The organism is Mesorhizobium sp. Root157, assembly GCF_001427385.1.
GTDB lineage: Bacteria > Pseudomonadota > Alphaproteobacteria > Rhizobiales > Rhizobiaceae > Mesorhizobium.
In genome coordinates this window covers 35255-51536 of the sequence record NZ_LMGJ01000004.1, presented here as the reverse complement: position 1 = coordinate 51536, position 16282 = coordinate 35255, and the positions used below count along the sequence as shown (strand labels likewise).

General features: G+C 62.1%; 18 protein-coding genes. 5 read left to right on the top strand and 13 right to left on the bottom strand.

Annotated features, from left to right (window positions below):
• The first annotated feature begins 47 nt into the window (after positions 1–47).
• The 3 genes from ASD64_RS05110 (at position 48) to ASD64_RS05100 (ending at position 2563) form a co-directional block, all read left to right on the top strand.
• Positions 48–761: an ABC transporter permease gene (locus tag ASD64_RS05110; RefSeq protein ID WP_056101727.1), complete on the top strand. Its 714-nt coding sequence runs from the start codon at positions 48–50 to the stop codon at positions 759–761.
• On the top strand, positions 758–1588 hold the full coding sequence (locus tag ASD64_RS05105; RefSeq protein WP_056101724.1) for an ABC transporter permease: 831 nt from the start codon (positions 758–760) through the stop codon (positions 1586–1588). The genes ASD64_RS05110 and ASD64_RS05105 overlap by 4 nt, the downstream gene beginning before the upstream one ends.
• A gap of 78 nt (positions 1589–1666) precedes the next feature.
• Positions 1667–2563, top strand: a complete 897-nt coding sequence (locus tag ASD64_RS05100; RefSeq protein WP_274533353.1) for an NAD(P)-dependent oxidoreductase — start codon at positions 1667–1669, stop codon at positions 2561–2563.
• Between the two features lie 46 nt (positions 2564–2609).
• On the opposite strand, the gene dusA is transcribed toward ASD64_RS05100, so the two are convergent.
• Entirely contained in the window at positions 2610–3698 is a 1089-nt protein-coding gene (gene dusA / locus ASD64_RS05095) for a tRNA dihydrouridine(20/20a) synthase DusA (RefSeq protein WP_056101939.1), read from the bottom strand.
• Positions 3699–3904: 206 nt separating this feature from the next.
• On the opposite strand from dusA, the gene ASD64_RS05090 reads away from it, so the two are divergent.
• The gene (locus ASD64_RS05090; protein WP_156460019.1) at positions 3905–4663 is read left to right on the top strand and encodes a copper homeostasis protein CutC; all 759 of its coding nucleotides are present in this window, start codon (positions 3905–3907) and stop codon (positions 4661–4663) included.
• Positions 4660–5163: a GNAT family N-acetyltransferase gene (locus tag ASD64_RS05085; protein ID WP_056101718.1), complete on the top strand. Its 504-nt coding sequence runs from the start codon at positions 4660–4662 to the stop codon at positions 5161–5163. Before ASD64_RS05090 ends, ASD64_RS05085 begins: the two co-directional genes overlap by 4 nt.
• Before the next feature lie 29 nt (positions 5164–5192).
• Here the strand turns inward: ASD64_RS05085 and ASD64_RS05080 are convergent, their stop codons facing one another.
• The 12 genes from ASD64_RS05080 to nagZ form a co-directional block, all read right to left on the bottom strand.
• Positions 5193–5510, bottom strand: coding sequence for a DMT family transporter (locus ASD64_RS05080; RefSeq protein WP_056101715.1), 318 nt, complete (start codon positions 5508–5510; stop codon positions 5193–5195).
• 238 nt (positions 5511–5748) lie between these two features.
• Positions 5749–5871 (bottom strand): MFS transporter small subunit, encoded by a 123-nt coding sequence (locus ASD64_RS21790; RefSeq protein WP_274533352.1) that lies wholly within the window; start codon positions 5869–5871, stop codon positions 5749–5751.
• Positions 5872–5890: 19 nt separating this feature from the next.
• On the bottom strand, positions 5891–7273 hold the full coding sequence (locus ASD64_RS05075) for an OFA family MFS transporter (RefSeq protein WP_056101712.1): 1383 nt from the start codon (positions 7271–7273) through the stop codon (positions 5891–5893).
• Positions 7274–7500: 227 nt separating this feature from the next.
• Positions 7501–8295: an FAD binding domain-containing protein gene (locus ASD64_RS05070; RefSeq protein WP_056101709.1), complete on the bottom strand. Its 795-nt coding sequence runs from the start codon at positions 8293–8295 to the stop codon at positions 7501–7503.
• A gap of 14 nt (positions 8296–8309) precedes the next feature.
• Positions 8310–10661, bottom strand: a complete 2352-nt coding sequence (locus ASD64_RS05065; RefSeq protein WP_056101707.1) for a xanthine dehydrogenase family protein molybdopterin-binding subunit — start codon at positions 10659–10661, stop codon at positions 8310–8312.
• 123 nt (positions 10662–10784) lie between these two features.
• A complete protein-coding gene (locus ASD64_RS05060; RefSeq protein WP_056101704.1) occupies positions 10785–11285 on the bottom strand; it encodes a (2Fe-2S)-binding protein in 501 nt (166 codons plus the stop codon).
• 178 nt (positions 11286–11463) lie between these two features.
• Positions 11464–12321, bottom strand: a complete 858-nt coding sequence (gene tatC, locus ASD64_RS05055; protein WP_056101700.1) for a twin-arginine translocase subunit TatC — start codon at positions 12319–12321, stop codon at positions 11464–11466.
• On the bottom strand, positions 12318–13064 hold the full coding sequence (tatB, locus tag ASD64_RS05050; protein ID WP_056101696.1) for a Sec-independent protein translocase protein TatB: 747 nt from the start codon (positions 13062–13064) through the stop codon (positions 12318–12320). Before tatB ends, tatC begins: the two co-directional genes overlap by 4 nt.
• A 32-nt stretch (positions 13065–13096) precedes the next feature.
• Positions 13097–13318, bottom strand: coding sequence for a twin-arginine translocase TatA/TatE family subunit (locus ASD64_RS05045; RefSeq protein WP_056101694.1), 222 nt, complete (start codon positions 13316–13318; stop codon positions 13097–13099).
• Between the two features lie 167 nt (positions 13319–13485).
• Positions 13486–14229, bottom strand: coding sequence for an SMC-Scp complex subunit ScpB (gene scpB / locus ASD64_RS05040; RefSeq protein ID WP_056101691.1), 744 nt, complete (start codon positions 14227–14229; stop codon positions 13486–13488).
• Complete coding sequence (locus tag ASD64_RS05035; RefSeq protein WP_056101931.1) at positions 14229–15026, bottom strand: segregation and condensation protein A; 798 nt, start codon at positions 15024–15026, stop codon at positions 14229–14231. Before ASD64_RS05035 ends, scpB begins: the two co-directional genes overlap by 1 nt.
• A gap of 165 nt (positions 15027–15191) precedes the next feature.
• On the bottom strand, positions 15192–16211 hold the full coding sequence (gene nagZ / locus ASD64_RS05030; protein ID WP_056101689.1) for a beta-N-acetylhexosaminidase: 1020 nt from the start codon (positions 16209–16211) through the stop codon (positions 15192–15194).
• Between the last annotated feature and the right edge of the window lie 71 nt (positions 16212–16282).

Here is a 16282-nt window from a genome sequence, read left to right as displayed (position 1 = left end):
CGGCACAGCGTGGCTCGGGATGATCATCGGGGGAGGACGGCCGACCAATGCAGAGCGTTTGGACGCTGCTTAGCTGGGGATCGGAAGGGTGGCTGGATGATATCGCCTATGGCGCGTTCATCACCGTTTGTCTGGCGCTCGCCACCTTACCCGTCGGCTTGCTCATCGGATTCCTGATCGCACTGTCCAAGCAGTCGAACGAACGTTCGCTCCGGTTGGCAGGCGACATCTACACGACCATTTTTCGCGGCCTGCCGGAGCTTCTCACGCTGTTTCTTGTCTTCTACGGCGCCCAGATCGGCATTCAGCAAGTTGTGCGGCTGTTCAATCCCGACGCGGCGATAGAGGTAAACAGCTTCGTCTCGGGCATGATTGCGCTCGGCGTGGTGTTTTCCTCCTACGCCAGCGAAGTGTTTCTCTCGGCCTTCAGGGCCATTCCGCACGGACAGTATGAAGGCGGCTTCGCGGTGGGCCTTTCCAAAGCCCAGACCATGCGCCTGGTGGTGCTGCCGCAGTTGATCCGCATCGCGCTTCCCGGCCTTGCCAATCTGTGGCTGATCCTGCTCAAGGACACGTCGCTGGTTTCAGCAATCGGGCTGACCGACATATTGCGGCAGGCCGGCGTCGCAGCGCGCGTGACCAAGCATGCCTTCCTGTTCTTCGGCATCGCCGCCCTCATCTATCTCGGCCTGGCGATCCTGTCGTCGATCGGCATCAACGCCATCGAACGATGGGTGGGCAAGCAGGAGGTGCAGCGATGAGCGCCTCGACGCAAACCGCCGACAGCGTCGAGCGCCCGCCCCTGCCGCCGCACGGGTGGTCGCGCCAGCGCGTTCTCGGCACTGCCCTGGTCGCGCTGTGGGCGCTGCTGGGCGTCGGGCTTGTCGCCTATCTCGTTTCGGCGTGGAACACCGAAATGTTCCAGAAATACGCTCCGGGCTACGTTTCCGGCGTCGGCATCACGATTTCGCTGGTCGCCATTTCCATCGTGGCCGGGGCCATATTGTCGGTTCCCGTCGCTTATGGCCGCATGTCGCGCAACCCGGTCGTAGCCAGCCTCGCCTACGCCTATGTCTATTTCTTCCGCGGCACGCCGCTGTTGGCGCAAGCCTTCCTCGTCTATTACGGCTTCGGCTCGTTCCGCCCGCAACTGGACGCCATCGGCCTGTGGAGCTTCTTCCGAGAGGCCTTCAACTGCGCGATCTTCGCCTTCTCCCTCAATACCGCCGCCTACCAGGCCGAAATCCTGCGCGGCGCCATCCAGGCCGTGCCGAAGGGCCAGTGGGAGGGGGCTGCCTCGCTCGGCCTGCACAAGATACAGACGCTGCGCAAGATCATCCTGCCGCAGGCGCTGATCGTGGCGTTGCGACCCTATGGCAACGAAGTCATCCTGATGATCAAGGGATCGGCCATCGTCGCCATCATCACGGTCTACGACCTGATGGGCATCACCCGCCTCACCTATTCACGCACCTTCGACTTCCAGTCCTATCTGTGGGCGGCCATCATCTATCTTCTGATCGTGGAAACGCTGCGCCATGGCATCGACTGGATCGAACGGCGCATCACCCGGCACCTGAAGCGATAAAACGCCTTCCCACCTATCGTGGGCCAACGAACGTAGTCTTGACGAATTCGCGCCAATGCCTAGACCTCTCGTCAAGAAATCCGACGTTCGAAAGGCAATTTAAAAATGGCAGTAGTGGCTTTCCTCGGTCTTGGTGTGATGGGCTATCCGATGGCCGCGCACCTGAAAAACAAGGGTGGCCACGATGTCACCGTGTATAACCGCACCACGGCCAAGTCCGAGCAATGGGTTGCCCAGCACGGCGGCAAGCTGGCGGTCACGCCGGCGGCGGCAGCCGAGGGCAAGGACTTCGTGTTTTCCTGCGTCGGCAATGACGACGACCTTCGCTCGGTGACGAGCGGCCCCGACGGCGCCTTCAAGTCCATGAAGAAGGGGGCTATCTTCATCGACAACACCACCGCTTCCGCCGAGGTGGCGCGCGAATTGGGCCAAAAGGCTGAGGGAGCCGGCTTTTCCTTTCTCGACGCGCCGGTTTCGGGCGGCCAGGCCGGTGCGGAGAACGGCGTGCTCACCGTCATGGTGGGCGGCAAACAGGATGCCTTCGACAAGGCCAAGCCGGTGATCGACGCCTATGCGCGCATGGTCGGCCTGATGGGGCCGACAGGCTCTGGCCAACTCACCAAGATGATCAACCAGATTGCGATCGCAGGGCTGGTGCAGGGCCTCTCCGAAGGCATCCATTTCGGCAAGAAGGCCGGGCTGGACATCGAAAAGGTGGTCGAAGTCATCTCCAAGGGTGCAGCCGGTTCCTGGCAGATGGAAAACCGCCACAAGACCATGAACGCCGGCAAGTATGACTATGGTTTTGCCGTGGACTGGATGCGCAAGGACCTCGGCATCTGCCTGGCCGAAGCCGACCGCAATGGTGCGTTGCTGCCGGTGACGGCGTTGGTCGACCAGTTCTACAAGGAAGTGCAGTCCATGGGCGGCAACCGCTGGGATACCTCATCGCTGCTGGCGCGACTGGAGCGGTAGGGAAACCCCGCCGGCCACTTGAGCGGCAAAGGGCGCGGTCTTGAGCCTACGCCGCTTGGTCGGCGCGCGTGAGGTCGACTTGGGCGAAGGCGGCGTGCACTATTTCCGGCCCAGCGCCAGGCCGGGCCGCCTCGGTGGACAGGATCTGCCGCCAGCGTCTGGCGCCGGGCAGACCGTGAAACAGTCCGACCATATGGCGGGTGACGTGACCGAGCCGCCCGCCTCGCTCAATGTGCCGTGCGGCATAGCCGGCCATCGTATCGATCAGCGCTGCGAAATCGAAGTCAGCGGCTGGCTGGCTGGCAAGAGCATTTCCGTTTGTCGCTGAGTCACGAAAATGCTCTATCTCCTTGTTTTTGCCTAGCAACTCATCGACGCCCGCCAGAATTCCCGGCGTGTGATAGGCGGCTCTACCAAGCATGACGCCATCGACCTTGCGCAGATGATCAGCGGACTCATCCAGAGTCTGAATCCCGCCGTTGATACCGATGAAACGATTGGGGGTTTTCGCCTTGAGGCGGTAGACGCGCTGATAGTCGAGCGGCGGAATATCGCGGTTTTCCTTCGGGCTCAGTCCCTCCAGCCAGGCCTTGCGCGCATGGACCCACAGGCCGTCCGCGCCGGCGGCAAAGACGCCGTCGGCCAATGCATCAAGGGCGGGTTCCGGGTCCTGCTCATCGACGCCGATGCGGCACTTGACCGTGACCGGCACCTTCACCGCCGCCTTCATCGCGCCGACGCAATCGGCCACCAGCGCCGGCGTCTTCATCAGGCAAGCACCGAACGTGCCGGATTGCACGCGGTCGGACGGGCAACCGACATTGAGATTGATCTCGGCATAACCGAACGATTCGCCGATGCGCGCCGCCTCGGCGAGCTTGGAGGGGTCGGAGCCGCCAAGTTGCAGAGCCACCGGCTGCTCTGCCGGATCGAAGCCGAGCAGCCGTTCGCGCGCACCGTGGATCGCAGCGTCGGCCACCACCATTTCGGTGTAGAGCAGCGCCTTGCCCGTCAACTGGCGATGGAGAAAGCGGCAGTGACGGTCGGTCCAGTCCATCATGGGGGCGATGGCGACGATGGGCGCACAGGTGACCGCGTCGTAGTCCGGCCGGTTCTGTTGCGGCTTGTCCGTCATCGTCCCTGTGCTTTCGCGGCGCGCCCGATCCGGCGCCAAACGTCCATATAGGTGCTGCATAGCCTGTTGCCACGGTGGGTCGCAAGCGGCGGCGGTTGGTTGCAACCTTCCTTGTGGACGCTGCTTTGGACCAACAAGGCTCGCTTTTGCCATCATGCTGGCAATGGTAGGGTTCGGTCCCGCGCAATTACGAATGGACCTCCCACTTGAGCGACACTGCACCCCTGCCGCTGATTGAAATCTGCGTCGAAGGCATAGACGGACTGATTGCCGCGCAAAATGCCGGAGCGGACCGCGTGGAACTGTGCGCCAGCCTGGTCGAAGGCGGCATTACGCCCAGCCTCGGCACGGTGCGGGCAGCGCTGGAGGTGGCAAAAATCCCGTTTCATGTCATCGTGCGGCCGCGCGGCGGCGACTTCCTCTACAGCGAAGCCGAATTCCGCTCGATGGTCGCGGATGTGCGGGCGCTTGCCGGCCTCGGCGTGGCCGGCGTGGTGGTCGGCTGCCTGCGCGGGGACGGCACGATCGATGAGGAGCGCATGAGCGAACTGGCCGAGGCGGCAGGCACGCTCAACGTGACGTGCCACCGGGCCTTCGACATGACCCGCAACCCCGCCGAGGCGCTGGAAGCGCTGATCCGCTGCAAGGTCGGGCGCGTGCTGACCAGCGGTCAGCGCGATACGGCAACGGAAGGCGCTAAACTTCTGGCAGAACTGGTGAAACAGGCGGCAGGCCGCATCATCATTCTTGGCTGCGGCGCGCTTGATCCCGCCAATATCGGCGCAGTTCGCCGCAAGGCGGGGCTCACCGAAATGCACTTCGCCGCGCTCAAGGATGTGCCGAGCGCCATGGCCTATCGCAATCCGCATGTCGGCATGGGTGGCACCGACCTCGACCGGGAATATCGCAACACGGTGACCGACGAGGCCTTGGTCGCGGCAACCATAGCAGCGGCACGTGCATGACAAGCGAGGTGAATCTGCTCCCGATCGAAGCCGTCGCGCCCGCCGACAACGCCGCCATCCTTGCACTCAACAACCGCCATGCACAGGAATTGTCTTGGCTGGAGGCAGAGCGGCTGAACTTCCTGCTTGGCCAGGCCTTCTATACCCGCCGCATTGGTGCGGTCGAAGCCTTCATCATGACCTTCGACCAGGATGCTGACTATGACAGCCCCAATTTCCTGTGGCTCAGGCAGCGCTATCCGCGTTTCGTCTATGTCGACCGCGTCGTGGTCGACGAAGCGGCGCGCGGGCGCGGTCATGCCCGACGCTTCTACGAAGACCTGTTCGAGCATGCCAGGCGCGCCGGCCATAGCGTGGTGACGTGCGAGGTCAATGCCGAGCCGCCGAACCCGGCTTCCGACGCCTTTCACATCAGGCTCGGCTTTCACGAGGTGGGTACGGCCGCCATCCACGGCGGGAAGAAGACGGTACGCTATTTCGTGCGGCAGATTTTGAGCTGACTATTGCGGGCGGAGCGCCGCTCGCTTTTTTAGTCGCTCGACAGCTTCATCAACACCAAGCCGGAAACGATCAGAACGGCGGCGAACACCCGCATCGGCGTCGCCGATTCGCCTAGAACGATGACACCGACCACAAATGCGCCGACGGCCCCGATGCCGGTCCAGATCGTGTAGGCGGTGCCGAGCGGCAGTGCCTTCATCGAGATCGACAACAGGGCGAAGCTGGCGATCATCGTGATAATGGTGATGACCGAAGGCGTCAGGAGCGTGAAGCCTTCCGACTTCTTCATGTAAAAAGCCCAGACGACTTCGAGAAATCCGGCAACAACGAGATAGACCCAAGCCATGGAGCGGCACTCCTTTTTCAAGGCCGGGCCGTCCCGGACATTTTTCCCATTATGGGGAGGTCGTTCCTCTTGCGGCTAGATTTATGCGATTCAGGCGGGCAAGCAAGTCAGGCAGATGCATAACTGCCGTGCTGTTGCGCCGTCGCAACCATCGCCGTGGAGGATTGCGGCTTGACCAAACGAAAGCGGCGGCCGGACAGGTCCGGCCGCCGCTTCCCCCAAGTGCCCTTCGCCCGTTCTACTGGAACAATTGCAAGGCGTTGAGGAGTGTCTGCGAGACGCCCAGCAGCAAGGGGATTCCTACGAAACCCCAAGCAAGGACGAGTTGCAGCGTCGTTGTCGGCTTTTGTTCATGTTCCATTACGATCTCCTCCAACCGCTCAAGCTGCAGCCGGCGACGCAACCGCGCCGTCGACCCTCATGTGGTAGCGTTCATTGACCGCCTTGACGAAGAAGTTGCAGACGAAGCCGAGCACGAACAGACCCGCCATGATGTACATGGTGGTGTTATAGGCATCCGCCTTCGCGACGTTGTGGGTGACGTTGTACTCGCGGATGTAGTTCACCAGCACCGGCCCGAAGATGCCGGCTGCCGACCATGCGGTGAGCAGCAAGCCGTGGATGGCGCCGACATAGCGCGTGCCGAACATGTCGCGCAGATAGGCCGGCACGGTCGAGAACCCGCCGCCATACATCGAGATGATGATGCAGAAGCAAATCGCGAAACCGGCGACGCTGCCCGCGGCGCCCGTTAGCGGCACCAGGCAGTAGAGAATGAACCCTAGCGTCATGAACACGAAGTAAGTGTTGCGGCGCCCCAGATAGTCGGACGTCGTCGCCCACGCGAATCGTCCGCCCATGTTGAACAGGCTCATCAAGCCGACGAGGCCCGCTGCGGCGACCGGGGTGATGTGGCCGGGGAACATTTCCTGGCTCATCGCCGACGCCTGGCCGAGCACGCCGATGCCCGCCGTGGTGTTGACGCACAGCACCACCCAGATCAGCCAGAACTGCGGCGTCTTCAGTGCGTCATAGACATAGACGTTGTTGCTGGAGATCAGCTTGTTTGCCTTGGGCGCGACATAGCCTTCCGGCTTCCAGTCGTCCGGCGGCACCCGCACGATGATGGAGCCGACGATCATGAAGATGAAATAGACGACGCCCAGCACGACAAATGTTTCCATCACGCCGATATGGGTTTCGGTGGTGAACTGCCTCATCAGCCATACCGAAAGCGGCGAAGCGATGAAGGCGCCGCCGCCGAAGCCCATGATGGCCATGCCGGTTGCCATGCCGGGGCGATCTGGAAACCATTTGATCAGTGTCGAGACCGGCGAGATGTAGCCGATGCCGAGAGCGATGCCGCCCAGCACGCCATAGCCGAGATAGATGAGCCACAGGCTGTGGGTCGCCACGCCGACAGCGGAGATGAGGAAGCCCCCCGCCCAGCAGCAGGCGGCGGTGAACATCGCCTTGCGAGGTCCGCCCTCCTCGACCCAGCGGCCAAAAACCGCCGAAGCCACGCCGAGGAAGAAAATGGCGATTGAGAATATCCAGCCAAGCTCGGTCAGCTTCCAGTCGCCCGGAGCCGACTCAGTGATGCCGATGAGTTTTGTCATCGGCAGATTGAACACGCTGTAGGCGTACGCCTGACCAATACACAAATGAACACAAAGTGCGGCTGGCGGCACCATCCACCGGCTGTAGCCAGGCCGCGCCACTGTGCGCGACCGGCTAAACCAATTCTCGGCCTGCGTTGCCATGCTTCCCTCCCAAATGATTTTTGCTTTCTCAGAAGCGACGCACGATCTGACCAGGGCCGCGAGCCGCAATCGGTCGCGTCACGATATGCTCGCGCTACGATACGATCGTATAACGATATAATCGTGCCAAATTGCCGCAATACGACGATGGTTCAATTTAGAGTGTGCTAAAAAGAACAAAGGCCGGCGTCACCGCCGGCCTTTTTGCAACTCAAAAGTTGGGCGAATCAGGCGTTGGCTGCAGCCACCGCACGGCGCGTCATGACCACGATCAAGTGGGCGCGGTAGTCGGCCGAAGCATGCATGTCGCTCATCAGGGTTTTCGCCGGCACCTTGGCCGAAGCGAGTGCCGCCGCGTCGAACTGCTTGGCAAGCGCCGCTTCCAGTTCCTTGGAGCGGAACACGCCATCGTCGCCTGCGCCGGTCACGGCTACGCGAACCCCGCCCGCGCCCTTGGCCACGAACACGCCGACGATGGCGTAGCGCGAGGCCGGGTTGCGGAACTTCTCGTATGCCGCCTTGGCCGGCGCGGTGAAGGTGACGGAAGTGACGATCTCGCCTTCCTTCAGCGCCGTCTCGAACAAAACCTTGAAGAACTTGTCCGCCGCGATCTCACGCTTGTTGGTGACGATGGTGGCGCCCAGCGCCAGCATGGCCGAGGGATAGTCGGCGGCCGGATCGTTGTTGGCGATCGAACCGCCGATCGTGCCCCTGTGGCGCACGGCCGGATCGCCGATCATCGAGGCAAGATGCGAGAGAGCCGGGCACACTTTCGCCAGCTTGTCGCTGGTGGCAACCTCGTAATGCGTGGTCCCCGCGCCGATGGTGACTGTCTTGCCCGACACCTTGATGCCCTTGAGCGCATCGATGCGGGAAATATCGACAAGATCCGACGGTGCCGCCAGGCGGGTCTTCATGGCCGGGATCAGCGTCATGCCGCCCGAGACGAGCTTGGCTTCCCCCTTGGCCAGCTTTGCCGCTTCGGCAACGGAGGCGGCGCGATGATAACTGACTGAATACATGATCCTGCCTCCCCTTAATGTTTCACCGACCGGATCGCCGCCCACACCTTTTGCGGTGTGGCCGGCATCGTCAGGTTCTCGGTGCCGATGGCGTCGGTGATGGCATTGATGACGGCCGGCGGCGCGCCGATCGCGCCCGCCTCGCCGCAGCCCTTGAGGCCGAGCGGATTGGACGGGGACGGCGTGTTCGACGTCGACAGTTTGTAGAATGGAACATCGCCGGCGCGCGGCATGGTGTAGTCCATGTAACTCGCCGTCAGGAGTTGGCCGCTCCCAGCGTCATAATTCGCCCCTTCCAGAAGCGCCTGCCCGATGCCTTGCGTGACACCGCCATGCACCTGGCCCTCGACGATCATCGGGTTGATGATATTGCCGAAATCGTCCGCCGCCACGAACTGGACGATGTCGGTCTGGCCGGTTTCAGGATCGACCTCGACCTCGCAGATGTAGCAGCCGGCCGGGAAAGTGAAGTTGGCCGGATCGTAGAAGGCGGTTTCCTTCAGGCCGGGTTCCATGCCGCCGGGCAGATTGTGGGCCGTATAGGCGGCAAGTGCCATCTGGAACCACGGCACGCTCTTGTCGGTGCCGGCAACCTTCAAGGTGCCGTTCTCGATGACGATGTCGGCCTCGTCGGCTTCCATCAGATGAGCGGCGATCTTCTTTGCCTTGACCTCGACCTTGTCGAGCGCCTTGGAAATGGCCGACATGCCGACCGCGCCGGAACGCGATCCGTAAGTGCCCATGCCCATCTGCACCTTGTCGGTGTCGCCATGAACGATGGAGACGGAGTCCAGCGGCACGGACAGACGCTGCGCCACCAATTGGGCGAAGGTCGTCTCATGCCCCTGGCCGTGGCTGTGCGAACCGGTGAGCACCTCGATGGTGCCGACGGCATTGACGCGCACCTCGGCAGATTCCCACAGGCCCACACCGGCGCCGAGCGAACCGACCGCCGCCGACGGCGCAATGCCGCAGGCTTCGATATAGCAGGAGAAGCCGATGCCGCGCAGTTTGCCGGCCTTCTTCGCCTTGTCGCGACGCTTCTCGAAACCGGCATAGTCCGCCGCCTTCAGCGCCATATCCAGCGAAGTCGCGAAATCGCCTGCGTCATAATTCATGATGACCGGCGTCTGGTGCGGGAACGAGGTGATGAAGTTCTTGCGGCGCAATTCCGCCGGCGACAGGCCGAACTGACGGGCCGACACTTCCAGCATGCGCTCGACCAGGAATGCGGCTTCGGGACGCCCTGCCCCGCGATAGGCATCGACGGGCGAGGTGTTGGTGTAGATCGCCTTGACGTTGGCGTGGATAGCCGGAATGTCGTACTGGCCCGACAGCAACGTCGCGTAGAGATAGGTCGGCGTAGCCGACGAAAACAGCGACATGTAGGCGCCGAGATTGGCCTTGGTCTCGACCTTGAACCCGGTAATCTTGTGGTTCTTGTCGAAGGCCATTTCGGCATGGGTGTGATGGTCGCGGCCATGCGCATCGGAAAGGAAGCTTTCGGTGCGGTCGGCCACCCATTTGACCGGCACGCCGGTCTTCTTCGACGCCCACAGGCAGACGATCTCTTCCGGGTAGATGTAAATCTTCGAGCCGAAGCCGCCGCCGACGTCAGGTGCGATGACGCGCAGCTTGTTTTCAGGAGCGACGTTGTAGAAGGCGCTCATGACCAGGCGCGCCACATGCGGGTTCTGCGAGGTCGTCCAGCAGGTGTAGTGATCTTCGGCCTTGTCGTAGTGGCCAAGTGCTGCGCGCGGCTCCATGGCATTGGGAACGAGACGGTTGTTGACGACATCCATCTTGACGACATGGGCAGCCTTCTTGAAGGCGGCCGCAGTCTCATCGGCATTGCCGATGTCCCAATCGAAGATGAGGTTGTTGTCGGCCTCCGGATGGAGTTGCGGCGCACCCTTGTCCATGGCCCTGGAAGCGTCGGTGACGGCCTTCAATTCCTTGTAGGTGATGTCGACGGCCTCGGCCGCGTCGCGCGCCTGGCTCTTGGTGTCGGCCACGACGATCACCACCGCGTCGCCGACATAGCGAACCCTGTCGACCGCAAGCGGCGCCCAGGCGCCCATCTTCATCGGCGTGCCGTCCTTGGAATGGATCATCCAGCCGCAGATGAGGTTGCCGATGCCATCGGCCTTGAGTTCCTTGCCTGTCAACACGCCAATGACGCCGGGCATCGCCTGTGCGGCCTTGACGTCGATCTTCTTGATCTGCGCATGCGCATGCGGGCTGCGCACGAACATGGCGTGCTTCATGCCCGGCACCACCATGTCGTCGACATAGCGGCCGGCACCGGTGATGAACCTCTTGTCTTCCTTGCGCGCGACCCGCGCCCCAACGCCTTCAATACCCATCAGAGTTCTCCTCCAGAAATTGCAAAAGCGAACAGCGAATAGTGAACAGCGGGCTGGGAACAAAAGCGCCGGCGGATCGGGATCGAAATTTCCCTATTCGCCATTCCCTCTTCGCCCGCTTTCTCACGCAGCTTTTTTCGCCTTGCCCTTCGATGCCTTGGACATGGTTTTCGATGCGGCAAGAACCGCCTTGACGATGTTGTGGTAGCCGGTGCAGCGGCAGATGTTGCCTTCAAGCTCTTCCCGAACCGTCGCCTCGTCCAACCCTTCGGGGTGGCGCGCGATCATGTCGACGGTGGTCATGATCATGCCGGGCGTGCAAAAACCGCACTGCAGGCCATGATGTTCCTTGAAAGCGGCTTGCACGGGGTGCAGATCGCCGCCATTGGCGATGCCTTCGATGGTGATCACGTCGGAGCCGGATGCCTGCGCTGCAAGCATGGAGCAGGACTTCATCGCCTTGCCGTCGACATGGACGACGCAGGCGCCGCACTGCGAGGTGTCGCAGCCGACATGGGTGCCGGTAAGGCCCAGATGCTCCCGCAGGAAATGAACAAGAAGCGTTCGGTCTTCGACGGACGCGCTGACCCGCCTCCCGTTTACCGTCAACGAAATTTCCGACATGGAGCCTCCCTGGGTGCTTAACCTTGGTACACGGCGTCCGACTAAAACGCCGGTGGAGCGTTATTCTTATACCCAATAACGCCCACGACAATAGCTGTCGTTCGCTGCAAACGCGAACTTGAGTTGTTCCAAAGTCTAATACTGGAGGTTGCAGCCAGCGCGAACCGCGAGGCTGGCGCTATACGGAGGTTTCCGCTGGCGAATCGCCAGGCTTTTCTTCGGCGGCCGCTGCATCTTCGTCGGCTGCCTGTTCCTTGGCGCGCGAACGCTCGATCATGCGTGCTGTCCAGATCGATATTTCGTAGAGGATGATGGTAGGCAATGCGAGGCCGATCTGGCTGAGCGGATCGGGCGGGGTGAGCACCGCTGCGACCACGAAGGCGCTGACGATCGCCCATTTGCGTTTGTCGGCAAGCGCCTGGGAACTCAAAATTCCGACGCGTGTCATGAGGCTGGTTACAACCGGCAACTGGAAAACGAGGCCGAAGGAAAAGATCAGCGTCATGATCAGACTGAGATATTCCGAAACCTTCGGCAACAGGGAAATCTGCACCTGATCGGCGCTGCCCGATTGCTGCATGGCCAGGAAGAACCACATCACCATCGGCGTGAAGAAGAAATAGACCAGCGAGGCGCCGAGCAGGAACAGGATCGGCGAAGCGATCAGGAACGGCAGGAAGGCCGCGCGCTCGTTCTTGTAGAGACCCGGCGCGATGAACTTGTAGATCTGCGTGGCAATCAGCGGAAAGGCGATGACCATACCGCCGAACATGGCCAGCTTGACCTGGGTAAAGAAGAATTCCTGCGGCGCGGTGTAAATCAGTTCGACCTTCTGCGGGTCGAGCCCCGCCCAACTGGTCGCCCACTTGAAGGGGACCACAAGAAGATTGAACAGCGGCTTGGCGAAGAAAAAGCAGATCAGAAATGCAACGAAGAAGCCGCCGATCGACCACATCAGCCGCGTGCGCAACTCCATCAGATGCTCGACGAGCGGCGCCGACGACTTCTCGATATCGTCCTTGTCAGTCACGCTCACTTCGGCGCCCTCGCGGGTTTCCTGGCAGGCTGGGCAGCCTTGGCGGCAGTCTTGGCCGGAGCGGCAGCCCTGGCTGGAGCGGCTTTGGCGGCGGCAGGGCTTCCGGCCTTGGTCAACGGCGGTTTTTGCGCAGCTTTCGGTGCAACGTTCACTTTGGCGGGGACCGGCACACTGGCCTTTGCGGGCGCAGCTTTAGCCGATGCTGCGGTCGCAGCCTTCGCAGGCTTGGTCGGCTTTGCAACCCGCTTCGCTTTTGGCGCGGCGGCCGACACCGACGCTGTCGCCGACGCGTCCGTCATTGCCGGGAATGTCGGTGGAGCCGGCATGGCTTCAGGCCCACCGGGAATGGCGGCGGCACCCTTGAGCGGCTCACCGGGCTTGGCCTCGGTCTCCACCGTTGCAGGCGTTTCGGCCTGCGTTGCCGATGCAGCCGGCTTGGGCTTCATGGCGCTATCGATGCCGGCACGCAGGTCGGCCCCGGCCTTCTCGAACGGGTTCAACTGCTTGCGGATTTCTGCCGCCGGATTGAGGCTGCGCAGCGAATCGACCGACTTCTTGACGTCGTCCAGTTCGGCCTCCTTCAAGGCCTCGTTGAACTGCTTCTGGAAATCATTGGCCATGCCGCGCATCTTGGTCATCATGCGACCGATGGTGCGCAGCATCTGGGGCAAATCCTTCGGCCCGACGACCACGATCATGACAATCGCGATCACCAGCATTTCGGACCAGCCGACATCAAGCATAGCTATTCAACCTGACTAGCGCCGAGACAAGATCAGCTTTTGCTGGTCTTTTCCTTGGAAGGCGAAACGGTCTCGTCAGTGCGGTGCTCGACCGTGTGCTTGTCGTCCGCGACCTCGTCGTCAGCCATGCCCTTCTTGAAGCTCTTGATGCCTTTGGCCATGTCGCCCATCAGCTCGGGAATCTTGCCGCGGCCAAAGACCAGCAACACGATCACCAGCACGATCAACCAGTGCCAAATCGAAAACGAACCCATTGCACTCTCTCTCGAATGTTTTCCCAGATGTTGATCTATGCGTTTTCGTGTCGGGATTCAAACACAACTACCGCAGTCTTCACGAATGGTTGGTCGATGTCACGCAGTTTCGAAACCGGCCCGTGCTGTAAATCGCCGCAGCGCCGATTCCGCTACGGCATTGCGCCTCAATCGTCGGTAACGCGCGGCGTGAGCAGACCCAGTTCCTCAAGGTCGATGTCGGTCAGCGCATCCTCGTCCTCGGTCAGCGCATCGGCATCGGTTGGCGGCAGCGGAATGGAGAAATTCGCAGGCATGCGGGTGGAAAGCATGCCGGCGCCCTTCAATTCGTCGATGCCCGGCAAATCACGCAGTTCCTCAAGGGAGAAGTGATCGAGAAACGCATCGGTGGTGCCGTAAGTGACGGGACGGCCGGGTGTGCGGCGGCGACCGCGCATGCGCACCCATTCGGTCTCCATCAGCGTATCCAGCGTCCCCTTGGAGGTCTCGACACCGCGAATATCCTCGATCTCGGCGCGTGTGACCGGCTGGTGGTAAGCGATAATGGCCAACACTTCGAGCGCCGCGCGCGACAGCTTCCTCTGCTGAACGGCGTCCCGGCTCATCAGGAAAGCGAGATCGCCGGCGGTGCGAAATGCCCACGAGCCGGCCACGTTGACCAGATTGACGCCACGGCGCGAATAAATCTGCTGCAATTCGCGCATCGCCGCTTCAACGTCGGCACCTTCGGGCAGGCGGGCGGCAAGCTGCCTTTCGCTAACCGGTTCGGCGCTGGCAAAGACGATGGCCTCGGCCATGCGCACCAGTTCGGCCATGTGCAGGCGCGCCGCCGGGTTCCCGACCGGCGCTGCTTCGCCCATATCGTCGCCGAGCTTGAACGGGATGATCGATGCGTTGGCGCTGTCGTTCATCATGCCACCTCGACTGCCTTGGCGCCTGGGGCGCGGCCACGGAGATAGATCGGCGCGAATGCCTCTTGCTGGCGCACTTCCAATTTGCCTTCCCGGACCAGTTCCAGCGAGGCGGCAAAGGAACTGGCGACAGCGGTGCGCTTGTCTGCGGGCGTTGCCAGATAGTCGATGAGGAAGCTGTCCAGCACCGTCCAGTCCTGCAGCGAGCCGACGAGACGGGTGAGGATGTCGCGCGCCTGCTTGAGCGACCAGACACCGCGCTGGGCGATCTGGACGTTGGTGATGGCCTGCCGCTGGCGCTGCGTGGCATAGGCCGTCAAAAGATCGTAGAGGGACGCGGAAAAGCGGTTGCGCTTTTCAACGATCACCAGTTCAGGCAGCCCGCGCGCAAACACATCGCGGCCAAGGCGGTTGCGGTTGACCAGCCGCGCGGCGGCCTCGCGCATCGCTTCCAGCCGGCGCAAGCGGAACTGCAAAACGGCGGCCAGTTCCTCGCCACTCTCGCCCTCTTCTCCCGGTTGCTTGGGGATCAGGAGCTTGGACTTGAGGAAGGCAAGCCATGCGGCCATGACCAGATAGTCGGCGGCCAGTTCCAGCCGCACGGCGCGCACCTTGTCGATGAAGGCCAGATATTGTTCGACCAGGGCAAGGACGGAAATGCGCGCCAGATCGACCTTCTGGTTGCGGGCCAGATGCAGCAACAGGTCGAGCGGACCTTCGAAGCCGTCGACATCGACCACCAGTTCGGGATCGCCGGTCAACCGCGATTCGGCGTCTTCCGCCCACAGACGGTCCATGGGCGCAGCCTTCTCAGCCCTCTGTTCCGCTTTCTGCGCCACTACCCTGTTGCTCCTTGCGGTTAACCGCTGCCGAGATTTCGGTTTGAACCCTGACCCGCTGCAATTTGTTGTTTCTACGCAATTCCGGATGGAAAACCGGTTCCCGCTTTTCCTGGATTTGCTTTACGCTACCGCCTCGAAATACTGCTCGAACTCGGCGCGTAGATCCGCCTCGTCGGCCTTGTCCTGCCCGTCGACCGAAGCCAGTGCCCGTTCGGCCCGCTTCAGCGCCTCGCCTTCCAGAGGACGCGCCCGCGAGGCGATCCCCCTCATCTCTTCCATCTCCCCGTTGCAGTGAAGGACGAGATCGACGCCGGCTGCAAGGATCGACGCCGCCTTTGTCGGGAAATCCCCAGAAAGTGCCTTCATGGAGGTGTCGTCGCTCACCAGGAGCCCGTCGAAGCCGATCTCGCCGCGGATGATCTCCTCAACCACCTTGCCCGAAGTCGTTGCCGGCGCATCCGGGTCGATGGCGCTGAAAACGACATGCGCGGTCATGGCGATCGGCAAGTCGTTCAACGCCTTGAAGGGGGCGAAATCGTGTCTGCGCAACTCCTCGAGCCGCGTATGGACGGTCGGCAGTTCGAAATGGGTGTCGGCCACCGCTCGACCGTGGCCGGGAATGTGCTTCATGACCGGCAGCACCCCGCCCGACATCAGCCCTTCGGCGACGGCACGACCGAGGGCGGCCACGATCGAAGGCTCCTTGCCATAGGCGCGCGCGCCGATGACGTCGCTGGCGCCCTCCACCGGCACGTCGAGGACCGGCAGGCAGTCGGCATTGATGCCATAGCGCAAAAGATCAAAGGCATGCAGCCGGGCAAGCAGCCAGGCGGCGCGCAGGCCGGCTTCCTCGTCGTCGCGATAGAGCGCGCCGAGTGCCGCTCCGGCGGGATAGTTCGGCGCCAGCGGAGGGCGCAGGCGCTGCACCCTGCCCCCTTCCTGATCGATGAAGACCGGCGCATCGGGACGATCGACGCTGTCGCGCATGGAAGCGACGAGATCGCGGATCTGCTCAGGCTCGCTGACGTTGCGCGCGAACAGGATGAACCCCCAAGGGCGCTCCCCCCGGTAAAACGAGATTTCCTCGCGGGTCAACGACCTTCCGGCACAACCCAGGATGAGTGTTTGTGATTCGCTCATGACGGGATTCTAGAGTGTTCCGGCTGGAAAGGGAATCGCGACCATTTCAATGAAGAAGCGGCTCGCAAAAA